Here is a 22,268-nt window from a genome sequence, read left to right as displayed (position 1 = left end):
CGCTGCCCGTCTCACGGAAGCGCCGTACCCAATCGATCGCCGTGCTGATGCCGATGCCGAAGCGCTTCGCCGCCGCCCGACAGGACAGCCCATCGCGCGTCACTGCACCAACAACACGGTCCCTAAGGTCATCCGAAAAGGGTCTCGCCATCCTGGCCGGCCTCCTGCACCGGCCTGAATGGTGAATCTGATTTGCTCACAAAAGGGAATCCCCATGCCGATTCCGCCTAAATTCATCCCGCTCTAGCTAAGTCATAGATTTTGTTGGTGAGGGGAAAAGCAGCGGCAGCTGACTAACGCTCCCAATCCTCTTTCACCGGCTTCGGGGCGTTGCCGAGCCGGCGTTCCAGATCGGCAGCCTGACGCTCGGTCAGCCGCACGTCGAGCGTGACGGAGCCGTCGTCATTGTCCTTCCGGTCGTCAACGACGGCATCGCCGTAGATCCACGAGACCAGCGAAAGCCTGTCCGGCGGAATGGTGATGGTGGTTTCGGTCAGAACGCCGGAAAGGCGTCTTGCGATCTCCTCCATCAGGGCGTCGATGCCCTCGCCGGTAATCGCCGACACCGCCATGACGTTCTTGCGGCTGGCAGCGCGCTCGGCGATCGCCTCGTGCGCTTCGGGGTCGAGCCGGTCGATCTTGTTCCAGACCTCGATGATGCGCTCGGCCCCTTCCTTCTCGCCGATGCCGAGATCGGCAAGGATGCGCAGGACATCGGAGGCCTGGGCAGCATTGTCCGGGTCGGACATGTCGCGCACATGCAGGATGAGATCGGCCTCCAGCACCTCTTCCAGCGTGGCGCGGAAAGCGGCGACCAGATGGGTCGGCAGGTCGGAGATGAAGCCGACCGTATCGGACAGGATGACCGTGCGGCCATGCGGCAGCTTCATGCGGCGAAGCGTCGGGTCCAGGGTCGCGAACAGCATATCCTCGGCCAGCACGCCGGCACCGGTGATGCGGTTGAAGAGCGTCGACTTGCCGGCATTGGTGTAGCCCACCAGGGCCACGATCGGATGCGGTACCTTGCGGCGCTTGGCGCGATGAAGCTGGCGGGTGCGGACCACCTGTTCCAGTTCGCGCTCCAGCCGCACGATTCGCTCCTGCAGGAGCCGACGGTCGGCCTCGATCTGGGTTTCGCCGGGACCACCCATGAAGCCCGCGCCGCCCCGCTGGCGCTCCAGGTGGGTCCAGCTTCGCACGAGGCGGCCCTTCTGGTAGTTGAGATGCGCCAGATCGACCTGCAGCGTGCCCTCCTTGGTGGAGGCGCGGCGGCCGAAGATTTCGAGGATCAGGCCCGTGCGGTCGATGACCTTGGCGTTCCATTCCTTTTCGAGATTGCGCTGCTGCACCGGCGTCAGCGGATGATCGACGATGACGAGCCCGGCGTTCTTCGCGTCGAGCAGCGCCTTGATCTCCTCGATCTTGCCGGTGCCGATGAGGGTCGCCGGGCGCGGCTGGCCGACGGGCACGATGAGACCCTCGACCACCGTCAGGTCGATTGCCTTGGCCAGTCCGATCGCCTCGTCGAGGCGGGCCTCGCTGGACCGCTGCGGCACCGGTGCCGCGGGCGAATCACCCTGCCCGGCCCTATGTCCCCCTTGGGGCCTTGCCTGCTTGAGGACCGGCACCACCACGACCGCACGCATATCGTCCCGGAGCCTTTCGGACTCAGGAACAAGCGATTCGTTCGAAGTGTCGCGCGTTGTGATTTCGTTCGTCCTTAAGCGGCGTTCTCTTCACTTTCGAACATCTGCATGGGCTGGCCCGGCATGATGGTCGAGATCGCGTGTTTATACACGAGCTGAGAGTGGCCGTCACGACGAAGAAGGACGCAGAAGTTGTCAAAAGAAGTGACAACGCCTGTGAGCTTCACCCCGTTGATCAGGAATATCGTCAGGGAAATCTTCTGCTTGCGAACGGTATTAAGAAATAAATCCTGCAGGTTCTGAGAACGTTCCGCCATAGCGCCGCTTCTTTCTTTTTTGCCGGCAAGGGCCGGGATCATGATCAAGCTGGTGAGAGACGACCGGGAAATGCCCTCGTATTCCCTTCCCCTCACGTCTGGTTATCAAATCGGCGTCTTTTCCGCAATGTCGAAAAAGGCGTCACGGATGCTTGCCGACACGGTGCCCGGATGGCCGTTGGCGATGGGCTTTCCGTCGATCTCAACGATCGGGACGCAGATGCCGGTTGCCGACGTGAAGAAGACTTCGCGGGCCGCCATCATTTCCTCGATTTTGAACTCACGTTCCGCGACCTTGAGGTCGAGCGTCGCGGCGACATCCATCAGCGTCGTGCGGGTGATTCCCTTCAGGATTCCATGCTCCGCGGGACGCGTGACCAGTTCACCCTCAGGCGTGACGATCCAGACATTGGAGGAGGCTCCTTCCATGACAATGCCGTTGCGATCGACAAAGATGGCGTCCTGAGCACCCTGCTCTTTCGCCTGCTGCTTGGCGAGTACGTTGGGCAGAAGTCCGACGGTCTTGATGTCGACACGGTCCCAGCGGTTTTCCGGCACAGTGATAACCTTGATGCCATTGGCGTATTTCTTCGCCGCCACGGACGGGTCGGTGCTTTTGGCGGTGATCGTTATGGTCGGCGGCGTATCGGGGGCCGGGAAATAATGGTCGCGGCGGGCGGCACCGCGCGTCACCTGCAGATAAAAGATGCCATTCCTGACCCGGTTGCGGCGGAGCACCTCGCGGATCACGAAGGTCAGGGCCGCGCGGCTCATCGGGGATGCCATCTTCAGTTCGCGGAGGGACCGGTCGAGGCGGTTCAGATGCCGCGTCAGATCGACGATCATGCCCTGGCGCACTTCGCAGACCTCGTAGACGCCGTCCGCAAACTGGAATCCGCGGTCTTCCACATGCACGGCGGCTTCGGGATGGCGGACATATTGTCCGTTCACATAGGCAATCCTCGACATCAAATGTCCCCTGCTCTTTCAGAATGCTGGTCAGAAATACTGGATGGAAACGCGGAAAAGCTGTTCCACGTCGCGCACGGCATCGGCGGTCGCGAAGAGCACGACCCGGTCGCGCGCCTTGATCCTGGTATCGCCATCCGGGCGGATGACGGTGTCGCCGCGATAGATCGCACCGATGCGGATGCCGTCCGGCAGGTCGAGGTCACGGAACGGCCGGCCGACCAGCGGCGAGGTTTCGAGCGCCTCCGCCTCGATCACTTCCGCCGCGCCCTTCTGCACCGCATAGACGGAGCGGATCCGGCCCTTGCGGACATGCTGCAGAACGCGGGAAACGGTCACCGCGCGCGGATTGATCTGCGCGTCGATGCCGACGGAATCGGTGATCTGATGGAGCGAGGTGGAATTGATCAGCACCAGGTTCGACTTGCAGCCGAGGGACTTGCTCAATACCGCGCCGAGAATATTGATCTGGTCGCTGTTGGTCAGCATCACCATCAGGTCGGTATCCTGGATATCCGCCTGCATCAGGATGTTCTGATCGAGCGCCGAACCGTGCAGCACGATCGTGTTGCGAAGCTGTTCGGAAATCGCCACGGCCCTTTCCCGGTTGCTTTCGATGATCTTCAGCCGCGTTCTCGGCTGATGCTCCTCGATCATCTGGGCAACATAGTGCCCGATATTGCCGCCACCGGCGATGATGATGCGCCGCGCTTCCTGTTCCTCGTGGCCGAAAAGGCCAAGCGTGCGGCGGATGTGCTCGCGGCAGCAGATGACATAGGCGAGGTCGCCGACCTCCAGCTGGTCGGCGGAGCGAGCGGCCGTCAGCCCGCCGTTGCGGAAAATACCGACGACCGTTGCCATCAGATCCGGAAAGAGAGCAGAGAGCTGGTGCAACGGCGTCGCGATGACCGGGCAATCCTCCATGCACTCGATCGCCACCATGACAATCTGGTCTTCGGCGAAACGGACCACGTCGGTGGCGCCGGGAAAGGAGATACGCCGCAGCACCATCTTGCCGACCTCGACCTCCGGCGAGATCGTCACGTCGATCGACATGTTCTGGCGGTTGAAGAGATCGGCATATTCCGGCTTCAGATAGTTCTGGGCACGGATACGGGCGATCTTGGTCGGGACGGAGAACAGCGCGTGCGCCACCTCGCAGGCGACGATATTGACCTCGTCATAAAGCGTCACGGCGATGATCATGTCGGCATCCTCGGCGCCCGCCTTTTCCAGCGTATCCGGATGCGCTCCGTGGCCTACATAGCCCTTCACATCGAGTGTCTCGGTGATCGCCGCAACCAGGGCTGCGGAAGTGTCGATCACGGAGACGTCGTTGTCTTCCTGCGACAGCTGTTCGGCGATGCCGTAGCCCACCTGCCCTGCGCCGCAAATGATGACTTTCATCGGTCGAGGACCTTTCCAGCGGGGACTTCCATGGATCAGACGCCAAGCGACTTGAGCTTGCGGTGAAGGGCGGAACGCTCCATGCCGACAAACTCGGCCGTGCGGGAGATATTGCCGCCGAAACGGTTGATCTGGGCGATGAGATAATCGCGTTCGAACATCTCGCGCGCTTCACGCAGCGGCAGGGTCATGATGTGGTAATCACCCTTGCCCGCCACCTTGGGCAGCATGTCGCCCAGGTCGGTCGGCAGCATATCGGCGGAGATCTGCGTGTCGGGGCCATCGGAGCGGGCGAGAATCATCAGCCGCTCGATGTTGTTGCGGAGCTGACGGATATTGCCCGGCCAGTCATGCGCCTGCAAGACGGCCATGGCATCCTCACCGATCCTGCGCGGGCGAATGCCGGCCTGTTCGGAAATCTGCCGCATGAACATGTCGACCAGGAACGGGATATCCTCGCGGCGCTCGGCCAGCGCCGGAACCTTGACCGGAACCACGGCGAGGCGGTGATAGAGATCCTCGCGGAACGAGCCGTCGGCGATGAGATTTTCGAGATTATACGCAGTCGACGAGATGATGCGGACGTCGACCTTGACACGCTTCGAACCGCCGACGCGTTCGAACTGCTGGTCGACCAGCACGCGCAGGATCTTGTTCTGCGTCTCGCGCGGCATTTCGCCCACTTCATCGAGATAGAGAATGCCGCGATGGGCCTCTTCCAGCGCGCCGATCTTGCGCTGCTGGCCGGGACCGCCTTCGGTGCCGAAAAGCGCCACTTCCATCCGGTCCGGGGTGATCGTGGCGGCGTTCAGCGCCACGAACGGCCCGCCGGACCGTGCCGACCTCTTGTGGATCATGCGCGCCACGAGCTCCTTGCCGGAACCCGACGGGCCAAGGATCATGATGCGGCTGTTGGTCGGCGCCACCTTCTCGATCGTCTGGCGAAGCTGCGAGACGGCAACCGATGTCCCGACCAGTTCCGCCGCATCACCAGCCCGTTTCTTGAGTTCGGTCACCTCGCGCTTCAGCTTGGAATTTTCGAGCGCCCGCTCGGCGATCAGGATCAATCGGTCCGCCTTGAACGGCTTTTCGATGAAGTCGAAGGCGCCGCGCTTGATCGCGGAAACGGCCGTCTCGATATTGCCGTGGCCGGAGATCATGACCACCGGCAGCTCCGGATGGCGGCTCTTGATCTCGTCGAGCAATGCAAGCCCGTCGAGCTTCGATCCCTGCATCCAGATGTCCAGGAAAACGAGCCGCGGCACGCGATCCGAAATCGTGGCAAGCGCGCTGTCGCTATCATGCGCGGTGCGGGTCTCATGCCCCTCATCGGACAGAATGCCGGAAACGATTTCCCGAATATCTGCCTCATCATCCACGACCAGAATATCAGACGCCATAAGCCAATTCCTTGTTTTTGTCCGTCCCGGGAACCACTGCCTTCTGTACATGCGGCAGCAGAACCCTGATCATGGCGCCCTTGCCATGATCGAAATCGGCGGGTGCGTCGTGCAATTCGAGCTGCCCGCCGTGTTCCTCAATGATCTTCTTGACGATTGCGAGCCCAAGACCCGTGCCCTTTTCGCGCATGGTCATGTAGGGTTCGAGAATGCGATGCCGGTTCTCCTTCGGCAGGCCGCTGCCGTTGTCGATGACGTCGACGACATAGGCCTCGCGCGCCGCATCGAAGACGGAGCGCACCTTGATCTTGCGGCCGTCGCGCTCATCGCCGCTCGGCACCGACTCGATCGCCTCCACAGCGTTCTTGATCAGATTGCCGAAAGCCTGGCCGAGCATGCGCGTATCGAACATGCCCCGGAGCGGCTCTTCGCCGAGTTCGCGGATGAATTCCACGTGGGAGGTGCCCATCTCCCTGAGGAAGATCGCGTCCCGCAGGATATCACGCAGATCCGCCTCCTCCTTGGTGGGCTTCGGCATGCGTGCGAAAGCGGAGAATTCGTCGACCATACGGCCAATATCACCGACCTGACGCACGATCGTATCGGTGCACTGGTCGAAGACGGCACGGTCATCCTCGGCAATCTGCTTGCCATAGCGGCGCTTCAGGCGCTCGGCCGAAAGCTGGATAGGCGTCAGCGGGTTCTTGATCTCGTGCGCGATGCGCCGCGCCACATCCGCCCAGGCGGTCGAACGCTGGGCGATGACGAGATCGGTGATGTCGTCGAGCGTGACCACGTAGGATTCATGCGCGGCGTGCTGCTCCTCGCGCGTGACCTGGACGGACAGCGTCCGCTCCTTGCCACCGCGCATCAGGTTCACCTGCTTGCGGAAATCAGCACGAGCGCGCGTCCTGGCCTCCGTCAGTACCTGGTCAACCTCGGGGGCGACATCCTGCAGCTTCTCGCCGATCAGCTTTTCGGCGGGGGCACCGAGAACATCCTCCGCGGAAGGGTTGACGATGGTGATTCGCCGGTCCTCCTCGACCCCGATCACCGCTGCGGTGACGCCCGAAAGCACGGCCTCGATGAAGCGACGGCGATCGTCGACCTCATCCTTTGCCTCGAGAATCTCGTCGCGCTGGCTGCGGATTTCCGAAATCATCTTGTTGAAGGTGCGCGACAGGTTGCCGACATCGCCATCCGCCGCCCGCACCGGCACCACGACGTTAAGATTGCCGGCCGCGACGTTATCGGCCGCACTGATCAACAGCCGGATCGGCCGCACGATACGGTCGGCCACCGCGATCGCCGTCCAGATCGCCGCAAGCAGCACGATCAGGGCGAAGCCGAGATAAAGCACCGCGAATGCTATCTGCAGCGATGTGCGTCCCGCCTCCATCTGCTGGTATTCGGCGGTATTCTCCTCCATGAGCCGCATGGCCGAGATGACCTTCGGATCAACCGCCCGGATCGTGTAGAGGAAGGAGCCCGGAATGGCATCAAGCCGGATGACGGCGCCGACGAGATTGGTGATGCCCGGCGGGATCAGTGTCGGCTGGCCTGCGGCTGCGGACTTCAGCGCGTCCTCGGGGATCGCCGGCAGCGGCTTTTCCGTCTTGATATCTGCCTGGACGATCGCCTGGCCGTCCTCCTGCACCAGAAAGGCGCCGAGCATGCCGCGACCACGCGCCTGACGCGTCATCAGCTCGACGAACCCGGTGCGATCGAGATAGAACATCGCGCGATTGCGTTCGAGGTCGTTCGACATCGACACCGTCTGGCCCTGAAGATAGCTGGCATTCTCAAGCATGTAGGCGCGGGCGACATCCTGCGAGGACTGCACGATCGACTGGGTGCGCAGCGAGAACCAGCGGTCGAGGCCGACATTCAGGGTCAAACTGGCAAAGATCGCCACGAGCACGGCCGGCGTGATCGCCACGATCGAGAAGAGAACCACGATGCGGACGTGCAGGCGGGCAGCGGCGCGTCCGCGATTGCGGGCCTTCAGCAGCCGCGCGACCTCACGGCCGATCAGGTACATCAAGCCCAGGATGAAAAGCGAATTGACGACGGCCGAGGCGATGACGACATTGGTGGTCGGCGCAATCGGCGTCAGGCCCAGGAGCACGAAGAGCGTCAGCGTCGCACAGATCAGCGCGCCGCTCGCCAGCAGGAGACCGGGAAGCGCAAACGACGCACGCCGGTCCTGGGCCGAGGCTGCCAGTTCGATCCCTGGCGGATCGCTATCGGCCTCGGGCGCTTTCACGCCATCCGTCATCGAATCCACTCCAATCCTCGCGGGTCGATCGCTTCGGCCCGGTCAGACCGGGTGAAGCACTAACAACTTCCTGGAAAACGCCCGATTCATCTTCTCGCCGGCCGCCATTCCGTCGAGGATTCACCAAGTCCTGCGTGACCTTTAAGCAACGCTTTGTGGCGAAAATGCAACGATGGGCCAAGGGTGTCAAGAAGCCGGGAACAAGGTTTATCCGTCATTCGCCTACCGGCACCTTTTTTCCGTTCAGACGGGGAGAAGGACGCAAGCTGCGAACTCCCGGCCCTCTCCGCGCTTGCGGCGAGGGGGCCAGGACGAGAGACAAATTCCAGGTGTCAGGCGCTGCGGGAACTGCGATAAACGGACACGCCGAGTTCGCGGATCTTCTTGCGCAGCGTGTTGCGGTTAAGGCCGAGCAGGTCCGCCGCCTTGATCTGATTGCCGCGGGTGGCGGTGAGCGCCGCGAGAATCAGCGGATATTCCATCTCTGTCAGGACGCGGTCATAGAGGCCGGGCGGGGGCAGGCCGTCGCCAAAGCTCGCGAAATAGGATCGCATGTTCTCTTCCACGGCCTGCGCGATGGTGAGCGAGCCGGTGCGGGCGCCCATCTTGTCGATCGGGCTGTCCGGCACGTCCGAGCGCAATTCCGCCTCGATAATCTCGCGAGTGATGACGTCCTGCGGATAAAGCGCCATCAGGCGGCGCACCAGGTTTTCCAACTCGCGCACGTTGCCCGGCCAGGCATAGGCCTTCATGAGGTCCAGCGCCTCGTTGTCGAAGCGCTTGGCGTCCAGCCCCTCCTTCTCGGCCATCTGCATGAAGTGGCGGACGAGGTCCGGAATATCCTCGGCGCGGTCGCGCAGCGGCGGCAGGCGCAGCGGCACGACGTTCAGGCGATAATAGAGGTCCTCGCGGAACAGACCCTGGTTGATGAGGTGCTTCAGATCCTTGTTGGTCGCCGCGACGATACGGACATCGGTGCGGATCGGGGTGCGGCCACCAACCGTCGTATATTCGCCCTGCTGCAGGACACGCAGCAGGCGCGTCTGTGCGTCCATCGGCATGTCGCCGATCTCGTCGAGAAACAGCGTGCCGCCCTCGGCCTGTTCGAAGCGGCCGGTCGAGCGGTTCTGCGCACCGGTGAAAGCGCCCTTCTCATGGCCGAAAAGCTCCGACTCGATCAGGTCGCGCGGGATCGCCGCCATGTTGATCGCCACGAACGGCCCGTTGCGGCGCTTGCCGTAATCGTGCAGCGCCCGGGCGACGAGCTCCTTGCCGGTGCCGGATTCGCCGGTGATCATCAGCGTCAGGTCCGTCTGCATGAGGCGGGCGAGGACGCGGTAGATTTCCTGCATGGCGGCGGAACGGCCGACAAGCGGCATGCCGTCCTGCATGTCGTCGTCGAGACGGGCAGGCTTGCGCTTCGGTTCGGCAAGCGCGCGGCCGATGATGGCGATGAGCTCCGTCAGGTCGAAGGGTTTCGGCAGGTAGTCGTAGGCGCCTTTCTCCGAAGCCTTGATGGCCGTCATGAAGGTGTTCTGGGCGCTCATCACGAGAACCGGCAGCTCCGGCCGTGCCTTCTTGATGCGCGGCAAAAGGTCGAAGGCGTTCTCGTCCGGCATGACGACATCGGTGACGACCAAGTCCCCCTCACCGGCCGAAATCCAGCGCCAGAGGGTCGCCGCATTGGAGGTGATGCGTACTTCGTAGCCCGCCCTGGTCAAAGCCTGGTTCAGCACGGTGCGGATCGCCGCGTCATCGTCCGCGACAAGGATCGTGGCAGTCATTTTTCACTTCCTGTGGAGTTCAAAGCGCGGCCGTCGCCGGCCTCTTCCTTATGCATGGGCATCAGAACCCGGAACGTGGTGCGGCGCGCCTGGCTGTCGCATTCGACAATGCCGCCATGCGCGCCGATGATCTTGGCGACCAGCGCAAGGCCAAGGCCGGAACCGTTCGTCTTGGTGGTGATGAAGGGATCGAAAAGATGCGGCAGCAGATCCGGGGGAACGCCGGGGCCATTGTCGATCACGCAGAATTCGAGCGGCAGCGAAATCTTCTCCCGCGTTCCCGCGACGGACAACCGGATGCCGGGACGGTAGGCCGTCGTCAGCATGATCTCGCCGTCCGGCTGGTCGCCGATCGCTTCCGCCGCATTCTTGATGAGGTTCAGGAAGACCTGCACGAGCTGGTCGCGATTGGCATAGACCGGCGGCAGCGACGGATCGTATAATTCGGTGATCTTGATTTCCCGCGCGAAACCGGCCTTGGCGACTGCCTTCACATGGTCGAGGACCGAATGGATGTTGAGCGGCACCCGATCCACCGGGCGTTCGTCGGAGAAGACCTCCATGCGGTCGACCAATGAGACGATGCGGTCGGTCTCGTCACAGATCAAGCGGGTCAGCGCGCGGTCCTCGTCCTGCACGGAGGTTTCCAGGAGCTGGGCGGCGCCGCGGATGCCGGAAAGCGGGTTCTTGATCTCGTGCGCCAGCATGGAGGCGAGCCCCGTCACGGACCGGGCCGCTGCACGATGGGTGAGTTGGCGGTCGATCTTGTCGGCCATGGACCGCTCCTGGAAGACGATCACCACCGAGCCCGGCTCGCTCACCACCGGGGCGACATAGAGGTCCACCAGCTTGTCCTGGCCGAGACGCGGCGAGGAGAGATCGACACGATACTCGTTGACCGGCGCCTTGCGCTCGCGCACCTGATCGATCAGCGCCAGGAGCGGACTGCCGAAAGGAATGAACGTGGAGATCCTGTTCTTCGCCAGATGGGCGGCGCTGGAGCCGAAAAAGGCTTCCGCCTCCCAATTGGCGAAGGCGATCCGGCCTGCCGCATCGACCAGGATCACCGGGTTCTGCACCGAATTCAGGACGGCCATGGCGAGCGCATTGCCGTTCGCGGCATTCTGCCCATTGTTCGACCCTGGCGACTTCGTCATGCGGCCTCCTTGCGTGCCACGAAGGCTTCGCCGGACAGCGCGGCAATCATCCGGCGCGAGACGTCGGCCGGGTCTTTCGAGATCATGATGGCAGCCTTTTCTTCCACGGGCAGGTCCGACGCAAAACGATCGAGATACCAGCCGAGATGTTTGCGGGCATGACGCAGCCCTGCCTCGCGGCCGTAAAGCGCCAGCATCGCCTCGTAATGCTCGATGACGAGGCCGGCCACCCCGTCCTGCTGCGGCGGCGCATGGCCGGCGAGCCAGCCCACATGCCAGGGGCGCCCTTGCGCGCCGCGGCCGACCATGACGGCATCGGCGCCGGAACGCTCCAGTATCTCGGCGGCATCTTCCGGCGATTCGACATCGCCATTGGCGATCAGCGGGATGGAGACGGCATCACGCACAAGCCGGATCGCATCCCAATCCGCCCGGCCCTCATAAAATTGCATGCGGGTGCGGCCGTGGATCGTCACGAGCCGAACCCCGGCCTCTTCGGCGCGGCGGGCGATCTCAGGCGCATTGATGGAATTTTCGTCCCAACCGAGACGCATCTTCAGCGTCACTGGCACCTTGACGGCATTGACGGTCGCCTCGACCAGCGACAGGGCGTGATCGGGATCGCGCATCAGCGCCGAGCCGGAATAACCGCCCGTCACCTTCTTTGCCGGACAGCCCATGTTGATGTCGATGATGTCGGCGCCGTTATCGGCCGCGATTTTCGCCGCTTCTGCCATCCAGTGCGCCTCGCGGCCGGCAAGCTGAACCATATGCGGCGAAATGCCCGCGCCTTTCAGCCGCGCCCAGGATTCGCCGCGGTTCATGACGAGCTCTCGGCTTGCCACCATTTCGGTCACAACAAGGCCGGCGCCGAAACGCCAGGCAAGCTGCCTGAACGGCAGGTCGGTCACGCCGGACATCGGCGCCAGGGCGACGCGATTGCGAATGGCGACAGGCCCGATCTGGAAAGGCTTGGCAAGATCCTGGAAACGCAAGTGATGATCTTTCGGGCACATGAGAGTTTTGCACTATTTTTATTCAGTTCCTGAGCGTTTGCCAAGAGCAATTCCGGAACTGCGTTATTTTTGGGCGGGCTGCTGGAAATGGAGCTTTTGAGTCTATAGTTCTCCCGCTGTCAATCCTTGAGGAAACGCAAACGGGTTACGGCCGATGGACGACAGAACCATGACAATCGGTATCGTCATCGTCGCAGCAGGCCGTGGCGAGCGGGCCGGCTCGCTTGAGGATGGTCCGAAACAGTACCGGCGAATCGGTGGGCGGCCGGTCATCACCCATACGCTGGAACGGTTTCTCACATGGCCCCGCAGCGGCCCGATCGTGGTCGTCATCCATCGGGACGACGAGGCTCTGTTTGCCGAAGCATGCGGCAAGCTTCCGGGAGCAGAGCGGGTCATCACCACATTCGGCGGCGAGACCCGACAGCGCTCCGTCTATGAAGGCCTCCGGGCATTATCCGGCACCGATGCGACACACGTGATGATCCACGACGCGGCGCGGCCTTTCGTGGACCGGGACGTCCTCGACCGCGTGGCGCAAGCGCTCGACGAGGGGCAGGAAGGCGTGCTGCCGGCAATCCCCGTCACCGACACGCTGAAGCGTGGCGGTTCCGATGGGCTGGTGCACGAAACCGTGCCGCGCGCCGGGCTCTACGCCGCCCAGACACCCCAGAGCTTCCACCTTTCCGCAATCCGTATCGCGCATGAGAAAGCGGCGGCACTTCGCCGCGAGGATTTCACCGACGATGCCTCGATCGCCGAATGGGCCGGCCTGACCGTAACGCTGGTCGAAGGCTCGGTCGACAACATCAAGCTCACCGTCAAGCGGGATATCGCCATGGCCGACGAAAAGCTTTCGCAGAGCACCCTTCCCGCCAACTTCCTTCCCGATGTGCGCACCGGCAACGGCTACGACGTGCATCAACTGGAACCGGGCGACGGTGTGACACTCTGCGGCGTCTTCATTCCCCATGACCAGAAGCTCAGCGGCCACTCGGATGCGGATGTCGCCCTGCATGCGCTGACCGACGCGCTGCTCGCCACCTGCGGCGCCGGCGATATCGGCGACCATTTCCCACCGTCGGACATGCGGTGGCGCGGCGCGCCATCAAAGATCTTCCTGGACCATGCGGCAAAGATCGTTCGCGAACGCGGCGGCACGATCATGAACGCCGACATCTCGCTGATCGCCGAAGCGCCGAAGATCGCCCCGCATCGGCAGAAGATGCGCGAGACCCTGGCAGACATCCTCGGCATTTCGGTCGACCGCTGCTCGGTGAAGGCCACAACCAATGAGAAGATAGGGTTCATCGGCCGCCGCGAGGGCATCGCGGCGATTGCCACCGCCACTGTCGTCTATCGCGGGGAAACCGCATGAGCCTCTTTCCCGGCGATATCGAAGAGCAGGCGCGCAAGATCGTTGTCGACTTCACCGCTCGAGGCCTGATGGTCGCGACCGCAGAATCCTGCACGGGAGGGCTGATCGCAGGCGCACTGACGGAGATTTCCGGTTCGTCCGCCGTCGTCGACCGCGGCTTCGTGACCTATACGAACGAGGCGAAGGCGGACATGCTCGGCGTCACGCAGGCCACATTGTTCGCCCATGGCGCAGTCTCGAAGGAAACGGCGCTGCAGATGGTGCATGGCGCGCTGTTTCGCTCGCGCGCGTCTGTCGCCGTTGCGGTGACGGGGATTGCCGGCCCCAGCGGGGGGACATCGGAAAAGCCGGTAGGCCTCGTGCATCTCGCCGCCCAAAGCCGATCGGGAACGATCCTGCACCGGGAAATGCGTTACGGCGATATCGGCCGGACCGAAATCAGACTCGCGACTGTCGGAACGGCACTGGAAATGCTGGTCGAGGCCGCCTTCGGCATGAAAAAGCGTCAGGCGTAGACCTTGTCCGCCCGCGTTTCGAAGGCTTCGGCGAACATTCGGAAGGCGCGGTCGAACATCGAGCCCATCAGCGCGCCTAAAATCATGCTCTTGAATTCGTAGTCGATGAAGAAATGCACCACGCAGGCGTCCGGCGAACCGTCCGCGGTTGGCTCGAAACGCCAGCGGTTTTCCAGATACTTGAACGGCCCTTCGATATATTTCACGTCGATGGCGCGCTCCGGCGGATTGAGCAGGACCTGGGTGGTGAAAGTCTCGCGGATCGCCTTGTAGCCCACCGTCATATCGGCAACGAGCAAGATCTTGCCATCACGCTCCTTGCTGGAGCGGATGGCCAGCGCCTCGCAAAGCGGCAGGAATTGCGGATATTTCTCGATATCGGCAACGAGCGCGTACATTTCATCGGCGCTATGCTTGACGGGGCGGCGGATTTCGAACTTGGGCATGAGACCCAGTTAAGCGTGAGCTCCGACAAGATCAAGAAGTTCCCGCATATCGGCCCGCGATTTCAACACCAGCACCGGCCTGTCGCCCGCATGTTCCTCCAGGCCGGCCAAGACACGCGGCCTGAACTTCTCCTCCCAGGTCCAGACGAACTGAAAAAACTCCCAATCCATCTTTTCAGGGCAGCCGGGAGCCATGTCCGGCCGCGTGCGGCCCCAATGTCTCATCCAGCGGCTCAAGATGCCCCAGACGTTGACCAGCCGCGGCATGCGCACCCAGACCACGATATCGCTGCGCGGCACGCGGATATCGAAGGTGGAGGAATTGGTGCCATCCATGACCCAGCGATCCTGAAGGATCAGCTTCTCGATGATGCGGCGCTGCTCGCCCCTTTCCCGCTGCACCCAGCCAGGCAGCCACAGCACGTCGCGATCAATCGAGAGATAGACGAGGCCGAAACGGCGGGCAATCTTCTGGGAGAGCGTCGATTTTCCGCCGCCGGAACAACCGACGACCAGGATGCGATCCGCATGCCGGACCTTGTCGGCGGCCTCTGCAATCCCCACGTAGCGGATCACATTCGAGCCCGATTTCATGTCCATGATAAGCTCCCCCCGAGAATCAGGCCCGACCCCACAGAACGCGGCATTAGCCGCCGATGATGACAGGAGGATTTCAATATCGCGCAGAGAATATTATAGAAGTCCGCCGAATACGTCACGGTAGTCTGGTCAGGCAGCCGATCCGACAATCGCCGGGCATTATTCGGATTAAGAAAATTTAATCTAGGATTCATCCGGTTGTAATGTTCCGCTGTAGCGAACACGTACAATGGAATATTCAATCAGCAGAAGACCGGACGCACCCGAAAGAGAAGCATCCATGGACGATTTCTCACAGATGATAAAGCTGCTCGAATCCGCAAAGCAGCTCGCCGACATGAACCAGCTTCCAATGCTCGTCTATCTGATTGAAATGGCAAAGGCCGAAGCGCGAGGTCACCGATTCATCCTGCGCGACCGCAGGCGCGGTCACGACAAGCACGAAAAGGTCGAGGCGGCCGAATAAAGAGCAGAAAACGTGACTGCCGCTTATTCGGCGGCAGCCAGCAGCTTCTTCTCACGTGCAGCCCTGAGGCGGGCGAAATCGTCTCCCGCATGATGCGAGGACCGGGTCAGCGGGCTCGAAGACACCATCAGGAAACCCTTGGTATAGGCGACCGTCTCGTAGGACTTGAACTCCTCCGGCGTGACGAAGCGCTCCACCTTGTGGTGCTTGCGGGTCGGCTGCAGGTACTGGCCGATCGTCAGGAAATCGACGTCCGCCGTGCGCAGGTCGTCCATGAGCTGAAGCACTTCGTTGCGCTCCTCGCCCAACCCCACCATGATGCCCGACTTGGTGAACATGGTCGGGTCCAGTTCCTTCACCCGCTGCAGCAGGCGGACGGAGTGGAAGTAGCGCGCACCCGGGCGAACCGTCAGGTAATTGCCGGGCACGGTTTCCAGGTTATGGTTGAAGACGTCCGGCTTGGCGGCGACGACGCGCTCCAGCGCGCCGGGCTTCTTCAGGAAGTCAGGCGTCAGGATCTCGATGGTCGTCATCGGAGACGCGGCGCGGATCGCGAAGATCACCTTCTCGAAATGTTCGGCACCGCCATCGTCCAGGTCGTCACGGTCGACCGAGGTGATGACGACGTGGGACAGGCCCATCTGCCGGACGGCTTTGGCGACGTTTTCCGGCTCATCCATGTCGAGCGCGTTCGGCCTGCCGGTCGCGACGTTGCAGAAGGCGCAGGCGCGGGTACAGATCTCGCCCATGATCATGAAGGTGGCGTGCTTCTTGTCCCAGCACTCGCCGATGTTGGGGCAGCCCGCTTCCTCGCAGACCGTCACCAGCTTGTTTTCCTTCACGATCGAGCGGGTTTCCGCATACCCTTTCGAAACCGGCGCACGCACACGAATCCATTCGGGCTTGCGCAGCACTTCCGTATCGGGCCGATGCGCCTTTTCCGGATGGCGGACGCGCTTTTCCTCGCTGGACCCGATCGTATCGAGAATGGTGACCATAAAAACCTGCTTTCAACCGCGTGCTTTTTCAGCGCCTGACGAGTTTGGCAACGAATAGCAAAATGCAGGCGCCCACGAAACCCTGCACCAGGTAACCCAGCCATCCGCCAGCGACATGGATATTGGCGCTCTCGAAGACGGCGTTGGCGATCACCGCGCCGACAATACCGATCACGATGTTCATCAAGACGCCGAACCGGAGGTCCATCAGGATGCCGGCAAGCCAGCCGGCCACGCCGCCGATGATGATCGCTGCAATCCAACCGATACCCATGTTTTTCTCCCGTCCAGACCAAGTCCAAGAAATATGGGCGGTTGCCCATCTATCTACAATAGAACCGAAAGGCCCCTCATCCGCCTGCCGGCACCTTCTCCCCGCGAGCGGGGAGAAGGTATATGCCGCGCCGCCGCCGTCTCTCTTCGGCCTAGCACGTGGCACGTCCCCTCTCCCCGCTGGCGGGGAGAGGGTCAGGGTGAGGGGCGATCCCAATCAGGCATTCAATGCCCTTCCATAGGCGTCGAGCACGCTTTCCTTCATCGTCTCCGAAATGGTGGGATGCGGGAAAATCGTGTGCATCAATTCCTCTTCCGTCGTCTCCAGGTTCATGGCGACGACGAAGCCCTGGATGAGTTCGGTGACTTCCGCGCCGACCATATGGGCACCGAGAAGTTCGCCGGTCTTCCTGTCGAAGATCGTCTTGACGAGACCCTGGTCCTCGCCGAGTGCGATCGCCTTGCCGTTGGCGACGAAGGGGAAACGGCCGACGCGGATGTCGCGGCCCTCGGCCTTCGCCTTTGCTTCGGTCAAACCGACCGAGGCGACCTGCGGGTGGCAATAGGTGCAGCCGGGAATCTTCAACTTGTCCATCGGATGGACGTTAGGGAGGCCGGCGATCTTCTCGACGCAGATGACACCCTCGTGCTCGGCCTTGTGGGCGAGCAGCGGCGGACCGGCGACGTCACCGATGGCATAGATGCCCGGCACGCTGGTCTTGCCGTAGCCGTCGATGACGATGAAGCCGCGGTCGGTCTTCACGCCGACAGCCTCAAGGCCGATGCCTTCGATATTGGCCTGTACGCCGACGGCGGAGATCATCCGGTCTGCTGTGATCTCCTGCGTCTTGCCGTCCTTGAGCTCGATCGTCGCGGTGACCGAGTTGGCGCCCTTCACGACCTTGGCGACCTTGGCTTCGAGCAGGATCTTCATGCCTGACCGCTCGAACTGCTTCTTCGCAAGGGCGGAGATTTCCGCATCTTCCACCGGCATGACCTGGCTCATGATCTCGACGACGGTGACGTCGACGCCGAGTGTCCGGTAGAAGCTGGCGAATTCGATGCCGATCGCGCCCGAGCCCATGACCAGCAGCGATTTCGGCATTTCCTCCGGCTTCATCGCCTCGAAATAGGTCCAGATCAGCTTGCCGTCCGGCTCGATGCCGGGAAGCGCGCGCGGGCGGGCGCCGGTCGCGACGATGATATGCTTGGCGGTATAGGTGCCTTCGCCGAGCGTGTTCTTCGGGATCGGGCCGATCGGCTCGACCGGCTTCTTGGTCGGCTTGCCGACGACGATCTCGCCGGGCTTGGTGATCTTCGCCTCGCCCCAGATGATATCGACCTTGTTCTTCTTGAACAGGAAGGCGACGCCATTGTTCATGCGGTGCGCTATGCCGCGCGAGCGGGCGACGATCGCCTTCAGGTCGGCGGTCACCGAGCCTTCGATCTTCACGCCGTAATCGCCCGGATGTTTTGCGTATTCGAAGACTTCGGCCGAACGCAGCAGCGCCTTGGTCGGGATGCAGCCCCAGTTGGAGCAGATGCCGGCCAGATGCTCGCGCTCCACGACCGCGACCTTCATGCCAAGCTGCGCGGCGCGGATGGCGGCAATATATCCGCCCGGACCGGATCCGATGATGATGACGTCGTAAGCATTGGCCATAGGCGCTTCACTCCTTGTCTAGCCGGCAAAGGCTGCTGCCGCAGCCCTGCCCTTGTTCTTCCGGGAGTGAAGCTTGGCCCCTATTCGCCGAGTTTTTCGGCTGCCGGTTCGGCCCGCGTCAGCATCCCGTATATTTCATCCTTCAAGGCGAGGCGCCGCTTTCGCATTTCCTCCATGCGGATGTCGTCGCATGGCTCGATATTCGTCTCGGCCTTGTGGATCTGATGGTTCACATCCTCGTAGTCACTGCATATCCGGTGAAAATGTCCGTCCCTCTCACGCAGATGGCGCATCTGGACGGCATATTCCGGAAATTCTTCGGCGAGATGGTGTGGTGTGTTCGACATTTCCCAGACCTCCGTTGGACAATCCGGGAAATGCTAGAACCATTCCATTCCGCTACTCCTTGACCCCGATCAATCCCTCGTTTCCATCAGAGCCCCAGCATCATCCGGACGATGGGCTCCAGACCCCGTCCGATCGCGCGGGTATTATCCGCATCGAGATGGATGCCGTCGATCGGCGTCGTTTTCGCAACCGAGCCCGCATCGAAGAAACCGCAACTCATCTCGTCGGCGAGATCACGGTAAAGCGAAGCAAGCATTGCCGACTCCTCGATGCTTCCCCTGTAGAGAGCACCGGTCAGCGGATTGGCCGTTTCGCAGAGGCTGGGTGGCGATACGATCAGTATTTCCGGCGGCTCGCATTCCCGCGTCCAATCATGGAAACGAATGAGGCTGATGAGCTTCTTTATCCCTTGTCGCGCGCCGATCGCCGTGCCGTGGATCATCGGCTTCATGTCGTTGGTGCCGAGCATGATGATCACCAGATCCAATGGGCCATGGGTATGCAGGATCGTCGGCAACAGGCGCGCGCCGTTGCGGTCGCAATCCCCAAGCCCGTCGTCATAAGCGGTGGTGCGGCCGCCGAGCCCCTCGGCCACGACATTCACGGAGGGACCAAGAGCGGCCGCAAGCACGCTCGGCCAGCGGTCCTCAAAGGCATGGCGGCCGCCGGTTTCGGCGTCCGTGCCCCAGGTCAGAGAATCGCCATAGCAGAGAACGGTTTTCATCGACGCACTCCTGGTTTCCCCCTCACGCGGACACCCTCCCCGCAAGGGGGAGGGAAAGTCCATCACACCAGCATCGCCATCGGGTTTTCGATGTAGCGCTTAAAGGCGGAAGCAAGCTCCGCCCCCAGCGCGCCGTCGATGACGCGGTGGTCGAAGGCGAAGGTCGCCGTCATCACCGTGCCCACCTCGATCTTGCCGCCCCGAACGACCGGCTTTTCGACGCCGGCGCCGATCGAGACGATCGAGGCCTGCGGCAGGTTGACGATCGAGGTGAACGAGGAGACGCCGAACATGCCGAGGTTGGACACCGACGTGGTGCCACCCTGGTATTCTTCCGGCTTCAACTTCTTGTCACGGGCGCGTTTGGCAAGGTCCTTCACCTCGTTGGAGATGACGGACAATGCCTTCTCCTCCGCCTTGCGAACGATCGGGGTGATCAAACCATCCGGGATCGATACGGCCACGCCGACGTCCGAATGCTTGTGCAGGACGCGGGCGGTCGAGGTCCAGGAGGCGTTCGCCATCGGCACATCGCGCAGGGCCAGCGCCATCGCCTTGATGATGAAGTCGTTGACCGACAGCTTGAAGGCCGGAACGTCGCCCTTCTCGGTCTTCTTCACCGGGGCTGAGGCGTTGATCTCGGCGCGCAGCTTCAGCATCGCGTCGAGTTCGCAATCCATCGAGACGGTGTAGGACGGGACAGTCTGCGTCGACTCGGTGAGCCGAGCGGCGATCGTCTTGCGCATGCCGTCATGCGGCAGAAGCTCGTAGGAGCCTTCCGCGAACAGCTTGAGCACGGCGTCGTCCGACGGGCCTTTTGCCATGGCCGGCGCGGCAGCGGGTGCAGCTTGCGGAGCAGTTGTCGGAGCGGCCTTTCCGGTGCCAGAGGCGACGGCCTTCTCGACATCGGCCTTGACGACACGGCCATGCGGACCGGAGCCGGTAACGGCGGAAATATCGATACCGGCTTCCTTCGCGAGGCGACGGGCGAGCGGTGAGGAAAACAAGCCATTGCCGATGCCGGTGCCGCTTTGGGCCGATGCCGGGGCGGCAGCGGGTGCCGGGGCGGCAGCGGGTGCCGGGGCGGCAGGTGCCGGAGCGGTCTCGGAAGCCTTCGGGGCCGGAGCGGCTTCCGCCTTCGGCGCAGGGGCGGCCTCGGCCTTCGGCACAGGGGCAGCTCCACCGCCAGAAGACGCGGCAGCCGAAACATCCTCGCCTTCTCCGGCGAGGATCGCGATCAGGGCGTTGACCTTGACCGCTTCCGTGCCGGCCGGGACGACGATCTTCGCAACGGTGCCCTCATCGACGGCTTCCACTTCCATGGTCGCCTTGTCGGTTTCGATCTCGGCGATCACATCGCCGGACTTGACCTTGTCGCCTTCCTTGACCAGCCACTTGGAAAGGTTGCCCTCTTCCATGGTCGGCGAAAGGGCAGGCATGGTGATGTTGATCGGCATCGAAACGCCCTCCCCTTATTTGTAGCAGACGGTCTTCACCGCCTGGACGACTTCGCCGACATTCGGCAGCGCCAGCTTTTCCAAGTTCGCCGCGTAAGGCATCGGGACGTCCTTGCCAGCGATCGTCAGGATTGGCGCGTCGAGATAGTCGAAAGCCTGCTGCATGACGCGGGTTGCGATTTCCGTGCCGACCGACGACTGCGGATACCCTTCCTCGACGGTGACGAGGCGGCCGGTCTTCTTGACCGATTCGATGACCGTCGGCAGATCCATCGGGCGGATGGTGCGAAGGTCGATCAATTCGACTTCGATCCCTTCCTTTGAAAGCTCCTCGACCGCCTTCACGGCATAGGTCATGCCGATGCCGAAGGAGACGACGGTCGCGTCCTTGCCGGTCTTGTGGATGCGGGCCTTGCCGATCGGCAGCACGAAATCATCAAGCTTCGGCACTTCGAAATGATGGCCGTAGAGGATCTCGTTTTCCAGGAAGATGACCGGGTTCGGATCGCGGATGGCAGCCTTCAGGAGGCCCTTGGCGTCGGCTGCCGTGTAAGGCATGACGACCTTGAGGCCCGGGACATGGCTGTACCAGGCGGCATAATCCTGGCTGTGCTGGGCGGCGACGCGGGCGGCCGCACCGTTCGGACCGCGGAAGACGATCGGAGCGCCCATCTGGCCGCCGGACATGTAGAGCGTCTTGGCAGCCGAATTGATGATCTGGTCGATCGCCTGCATGGCGAAGTTGAAGGTCATGAACTCCACGATCGGCCTGAGACCGGCCATGGCGGCACCGACGCCGACGCCTGCGAAACCGTGCTCGGTGATCGGGGTATCGACCACGCGGCGGGGACCGAACTCCTGCAGCAACCCTTGCGTGATCTTGTAGGCACCCTGGTATTCGGCGACTTCCTCGCCCATGACGAAGACATCCTCGTCGCGGCGCATTTCTTCCGCCATGGCGTCACGAAGCGCTTCGCGGACGGTCATGGTCACCATTTCGGTGCCGGCCGGAATATCCGGGTCGGAGGCCGTCGGCGCGATCGGCTGGGCCGGAACAGGTGCGGATGCGGAGCCGGTTTCAGTCGGCTTTTCTTCCTGCGGTACCTGCGGAGCCGCAGCCTTCGGCGTTTCGGCGGACGCTTCAGAACCGATGTCGGCAGCGCTTTCGCCGTCGGCGAGGAGAACGGCGATCTTGGTGTTCACCTTGACGTTTTCGGTGCCGGCCGGAACGAGCAGCTTGCCGATCACGCCCTCATCGACGGCTTCCACTTCCATGGTCGCCTTGTCGGTCTCGATTTCGGCGATCACGTCGCCGGAGGTAACCTTGTCACCTTCTTTTTTCAGCCATTTGCTGAGCGTGCCTTCCTCCATGGTCGGGGAAAGGGCGGGCATAAGGATATCGATAGGCATAAAACTCCCTCCCCTC

Annotated in this window: 22 protein-coding genes; 3 read left to right on the top strand and 19 right to left on the bottom strand. The window is 62.4% G+C overall.

Annotation, left to right across the window (positions count from 1 at the left end):
- The 10 genes from ABK249_RS23365 to dusB all read right to left on the bottom strand — a co-directional run.
- Positions 1–151, bottom strand: a 151-nt coding sequence (locus tag ABK249_RS23365) for a helix-turn-helix domain-containing protein (RefSeq protein ID WP_348864215.1), incomplete at its 3' end; no start/stop codon positions are given.
- A 142-nt stretch (positions 152–293) separates the two neighbouring features.
- Entirely contained in the window at positions 294–1,646 is a 1,353-nt protein-coding gene (gene hflX / locus ABK249_RS23360) for a GTPase HflX (RefSeq protein ID WP_348864211.1), read from the bottom strand.
- A 74-nt stretch (positions 1,647–1,720) separates the two neighbouring features.
- A complete protein-coding gene (hfq, locus tag ABK249_RS23355) occupies positions 1,721–1,963 on the bottom strand; it encodes an RNA chaperone Hfq (protein WP_037155370.1) in 243 nt (80 codons plus the stop codon).
- Positions 1,964–2,068: 105 nt separating this feature from the next.
- A complete protein-coding gene (locus ABK249_RS23350) occupies positions 2,069–2,932 on the bottom strand; it encodes a D-amino-acid transaminase (protein WP_348864210.1) in 864 nt (287 codons plus the stop codon).
- Between the two features lie 30 nt (positions 2,933–2,962).
- Positions 2,963–4,339: a Trk system potassium transporter TrkA gene (gene trkA, locus ABK249_RS23345; RefSeq protein WP_348864208.1), complete on the bottom strand. Its 1,377-nt coding sequence runs from the start codon at positions 4,337–4,339 to the stop codon at positions 2,963–2,965.
- 35 nt (positions 4,340–4,374) lie between these two features.
- Positions 4,375–5,739 carry a nitrogen assimilation response regulator NtrX gene (gene ntrX, locus ABK249_RS23340; RefSeq protein ID WP_037155107.1) on the bottom strand — a complete coding sequence of 455 codons (1,365 nt, stop codon included), beginning with the start codon at positions 5,737–5,739 and terminating at the stop codon, positions 4,375–4,377.
- Complete coding sequence (locus ABK249_RS23335; protein ID WP_348864207.1) at positions 5,729–8,017, bottom strand: sensor histidine kinase NtrY-like; 2,289 nt, start codon at positions 8,015–8,017, stop codon at positions 5,729–5,731. Before ABK249_RS23335 ends, ntrX begins: the two co-directional genes overlap by 11 nt.
- 332 nt (positions 8,018–8,349) lie before the next feature.
- Entirely contained in the window at positions 8,350–9,801 is a 1,452-nt protein-coding gene (gene ntrC / locus ABK249_RS23330) for a nitrogen regulation protein NR(I) (protein WP_037155105.1), read from the bottom strand.
- Positions 9,798–10,958, bottom strand: a complete 1,161-nt coding sequence (locus ABK249_RS23325) for a two-component system sensor histidine kinase NtrB (RefSeq protein ID WP_037155103.1) — start codon at positions 10,956–10,958, stop codon at positions 9,798–9,800. Before ABK249_RS23325 ends, ntrC begins: the two co-directional genes overlap by 4 nt.
- Entirely contained in the window at positions 10,955–11,974 is a 1,020-nt protein-coding gene (dusB, locus tag ABK249_RS23320; protein WP_348864206.1) for a tRNA dihydrouridine synthase DusB, read from the bottom strand. Before dusB ends, ABK249_RS23325 begins: the two co-directional genes overlap by 4 nt.
- A 154-nt stretch (positions 11,975–12,128) precedes the next feature.
- Here dusB and ABK249_RS23315 point away from each other — a divergent pair, with 154 nt between their 5' ends.
- Positions 12,129–13,352 (top strand): bifunctional 2-C-methyl-D-erythritol 4-phosphate cytidylyltransferase/2-C-methyl-D-erythritol 2,4-cyclodiphosphate synthase, encoded by a 1,224-nt coding sequence (locus ABK249_RS23315; RefSeq protein ID WP_037155097.1) that lies wholly within the window; start codon positions 12,129–12,131, stop codon positions 13,350–13,352.
- Entirely contained in the window at positions 13,349–13,867 is a 519-nt protein-coding gene (locus ABK249_RS23310; RefSeq protein ID WP_348864204.1) for a CinA family protein, read from the top strand. The genes ABK249_RS23315 and ABK249_RS23310 overlap by 4 nt, the downstream gene beginning before the upstream one ends.
- On the opposite strand, the gene ABK249_RS23305 is transcribed toward ABK249_RS23310, so the two are convergent.
- Positions 13,858–14,313, bottom strand: a complete 456-nt coding sequence (locus ABK249_RS23305; RefSeq protein WP_348864203.1) for a type II toxin-antitoxin system RatA family toxin — start codon at positions 14,311–14,313, stop codon at positions 13,858–13,860. The two genes, ABK249_RS23310 and ABK249_RS23305, sit on opposite strands and share 10 nt — an antisense overlap.
- Positions 14,314–14,322: 9 nt before the next feature.
- Positions 14,323–14,907: a P-loop NTPase family protein gene (locus ABK249_RS23300; RefSeq protein ID WP_348864214.1), complete on the bottom strand. Its 585-nt coding sequence runs from the start codon at positions 14,905–14,907 to the stop codon at positions 14,323–14,325.
- 286 nt (positions 14,908–15,193) lie between these two features.
- On the opposite strand from ABK249_RS23300, the gene ABK249_RS23295 reads away from it, so the two are divergent.
- Entirely contained in the window at positions 15,194–15,379 is a 186-nt protein-coding gene (locus ABK249_RS23295; RefSeq protein WP_037155363.1) for a hypothetical protein, read from the top strand.
- 23 nt (positions 15,380–15,402) lie between these two features.
- Here ABK249_RS23295 and lipA read toward each other — a convergent pair whose 3' ends face one another.
- From lipA to ABK249_RS23260, 7 genes are all read right to left on the bottom strand, one after another.
- On the bottom strand, positions 15,403–16,377 hold the full coding sequence (gene lipA, locus ABK249_RS23290; RefSeq protein WP_037155086.1) for a lipoyl synthase: 975 nt from the start codon (positions 16,375–16,377) through the stop codon (positions 15,403–15,405).
- 28 nt (positions 16,378–16,405) lie between these two features.
- Positions 16,406–16,651 carry a GlsB/YeaQ/YmgE family stress response membrane protein gene (locus ABK249_RS23285; protein ID WP_227702750.1) on the bottom strand — a complete coding sequence of 82 codons (246 nt, stop codon included), beginning with the start codon at positions 16,649–16,651 and terminating at the stop codon, positions 16,406–16,408.
- Between the two features lie 216 nt (positions 16,652–16,867).
- A complete protein-coding gene (gene lpdA, locus ABK249_RS23280; RefSeq protein ID WP_348864202.1) occupies positions 16,868–18,313 on the bottom strand; it encodes a dihydrolipoyl dehydrogenase in 1,446 nt (481 codons plus the stop codon).
- A gap of 80 nt (positions 18,314–18,393) precedes the next feature.
- Positions 18,394–18,660 carry a YdcH family protein gene (locus ABK249_RS23275; RefSeq protein WP_037155035.1) on the bottom strand — a complete coding sequence of 89 codons (267 nt, stop codon included), beginning with the start codon at positions 18,658–18,660 and terminating at the stop codon, positions 18,394–18,396.
- A gap of 86 nt (positions 18,661–18,746) precedes the next feature.
- A complete protein-coding gene (locus ABK249_RS23270) occupies positions 18,747–19,385 on the bottom strand; it encodes an SGNH/GDSL hydrolase family protein (RefSeq protein WP_348864201.1) in 639 nt (212 codons plus the stop codon).
- Positions 19,386–19,447: 62 nt separating this feature from the next.
- The gene (locus ABK249_RS23265; RefSeq protein ID WP_348864200.1) at positions 19,448–20,842 is read right to left on the bottom strand and encodes a pyruvate dehydrogenase complex dihydrolipoamide acetyltransferase; all 1,395 of its coding nucleotides are present in this window, start codon (positions 20,840–20,842) and stop codon (positions 19,448–19,450) included.
- A gap of 15 nt (positions 20,843–20,857) precedes the next feature.
- Positions 20,858–22,252, bottom strand: coding sequence for a pyruvate dehydrogenase complex E1 component subunit beta (locus tag ABK249_RS23260; protein WP_037155027.1), 1,395 nt, complete (start codon positions 22,250–22,252; stop codon positions 20,858–20,860).
- Positions 22,253–22,268 lie beyond the last annotated feature (16 nt).

The organism is Neorhizobium phenanthreniclasticum, assembly GCF_040066075.1.
GTDB classification, from domain to species: Bacteria; Pseudomonadota; Alphaproteobacteria; order Rhizobiales; family Rhizobiaceae; genus Neorhizobium; species Neorhizobium petrolearium.
Note: the sequence above shows the minus strand (reverse complement) of the source record. Positions and strands in the feature narration are given on the sequence as shown.